The 355-nt window shown below is 60.8% G+C and carries 1 pseudogene; it reads right to left on the reverse strand.

The features are described 5' to 3' along the window. Positions 1–330 (reverse strand): annotated as a pseudogene (locus AC1D0P_RS32650) (ABC transporter permease); the annotation flags it as partial. Between the last annotated feature and the right edge of the window lie 25 nt (positions 331–355).

A 355-nucleotide genomic window follows, 5' to 3' on the forward strand; every position in this document is an offset into this window, starting at 1 on the left:
GGCCACGAGAAAGCCGTTCAGCAGTCCGATGAACAGCACGCCAGCCAGAACCGTCGGCAGTGCAATGGCATCGGCCGTGCCGTCATTGAGCAGTTGCAGATACCAAGCGACCGACATCGCCATGATCGCCACGGCAGCGAGATCGATGCCGCGGCCGATGATGACGATCGCCATGCCAAGCGCCAGGATGCCGAGCACCGAGACCGAGCGGACGATGGCGACGATATTCTCCGAGGTGAAAAAGCCTGGCAGACCGATGGAGGCGGCAATGAAGATGATCACCGCGATGGCGAAGACAATCTTCTCCTGGCTCAGATTGCGGAGGTTCATCCACTGCATGCGACCGGCCCTGTCC

It is taken from the genome of Polaromonas sp. P1_G2, assembly GCF_056405515.1.